The following is a 1875-nucleotide window of genomic DNA, read 5'->3' as shown; positions in this document are numbered from 1 at the left end:
ATGAAGAAGTTTTAATATATGTTAGGAAAAATTCAATAAAAATATTCAAATAAAAAATATATAAATTCGGCATAAACATATGGTCTACTAAATAAAAATCAGCCGGTTATGAAACTTACGTAAATAATATACTCATAAAACCTAAACAAGCTTCTTACAGATAAGAGGTTAGACTTATTTTTATAAAGAAAAGATATTTATATGTAATGCAGAAGCTTCCTAGGATTAGGCTTGCAGAAATACTTCTTGAAAGTTCTCCTACCCCTTTTTGGCAAATTTTAAAACAAATCGGTGTCGAAGAAGCCACAGGTATTTTACCTAGATGGTATCAAGACCAAAGACAGTGGAGAATTGATGAGCCTTGGGATTATGCTTCCTTAGCTAACTATAAGAGAATGGTTGAGGATGCCGGTTTTAAGTTAACCGTAATAGAGGATAATCCACCAATGGATAAACTGATTTATGGTTTACCGGGGAAAGAAGAGCAAAAGGAGTACGTTTTTAAACTTATTGAGAATATGGGGAAGCTAAAAATACCAATATGGTGCTACAACTGGATGCCTACAAATTGGCTCAGAACAAGGACTGCTTTAAAAGGAAGAGGTGATGCGGTAGTTTCTGGCTTTGATGAGGAGGATTTAAAAAATACTCCACCGCCCAAGTATGGAAAAATAGATAAACCTACTCTATGGAGAAATTTAGAGAGCTTTCTCAAAGAGATACTCCCAGTAGCTGAAGACGCAAATGTTAAATTAGCTATTCATCCAGATGATCCCCCAATTGATGAAGTGAGAGGAACAGCGAGAATTATGAATAGTGTAGAAGCTTTTGAAAGGCTAATAACAGAATTTCCTAGCGAGTATAATGGAATTACTTTTGATCATTCAATTTTTTCATTGATAGCAGATGATGAGGTTGCTGTAGTTAGTCGTTTCCTAGAAAAAGGTAGAGTATTCTTTGTGCATTTTAGAGAGGTCATAGGAAATAAGAGAAAGTTTGTTGAGGTTTTCATCGATGAAGGATTAACTAGGCAATTTATGGAGATTAGGGAGTACGTAAAACATGGATTTTACGGTCCATTTAGAGTAGACCACACTCCCACACTTTTGGGGGATACTACACAGTTATCAATGCCAGGGTATTCAATCTTGGGGAGGATACATGCTATTGGGTATCTTCAAGGACTTTTTAGAGCGGCAATAGAAAGTTTAGGAACTAATTATGAATATAAGTGATATTATGATAGAGCTTAAGGAGATAGATAAAGGAATTACATTAATAGCTACCGAATATCATGACGTTGATCTTAATCTATTACATGTGAATAGAATGGATAGAAGATATTTACTCGATACCTCAACTTCTATACAGATAGAGTCAATAATAAATAAGATAGGAGAATTGCCAGATAGTGCAATCATATCTCATGCGCATCTGGATCATGCCGGTGGATCTGGATACTTATCAAGTAAAGGCGTCAACGTTATTTCACATAAAATAACAGCGTCGTTACTGTCAGACAATTACAGTGCTATTTATAGTTTCTTTCCAAATAGATTTATAAAATGGATCGGAGAAGAAAATGGTAAATCATTCGTTAACCTTATAAAGACGGAATTAGGATCGCCTAAAGTTTCTAGCACTGAGTTGCCTAACGATTCAGAATTCAAATGTTTTGAAGCTTTTGGTCACGTAGCGGGAGCAATAATATGTAAAGTAGGTAGTGTATTTTTTACTGGTGATGAAATTCAGGGTAGCGGGATCAGGGGTAGAGAGGAAACTAACTCTATACCACAAATCTCGTCAATAGAAGAATATTTGATGACAGTGTACAAGCTTATAAAAATGAGGCCAGATATTATAGTTCCAGCCCAT

Annotated in this window: 2 protein-coding genes; both read left to right on the top strand. The window is 35.2% G+C overall.

The window, feature by feature from the left end; genetic code table 11:
• Positions 1–206 precede the first annotated feature (206 nt).
• Entirely contained in the window at positions 207–1235 is a 1029-nt protein-coding gene (locus DMP16_RS09495; protein ID WP_069283011.1) for a mannonate dehydratase, read from the top strand.
• On the top strand, positions 1222–1875 hold a 654-nt coding region (locus DMP16_RS09490), incomplete at its 3' end, for an MBL fold metallo-hydrolase (RefSeq protein ID WP_143577159.1). The genes DMP16_RS09495 and DMP16_RS09490, both read left to right, overlap by 14 nt.

This window comes from Sulfolobus sp. B1 (genome assembly GCF_007050195.1).
Lineage (GTDB): Archaea > Thermoproteota > Thermoprotei_A > Sulfolobales > Sulfolobaceae > Saccharolobus.
Note: the sequence above shows the minus strand (reverse complement) of the source record. Positions and strands in the feature narration are given on the sequence as shown.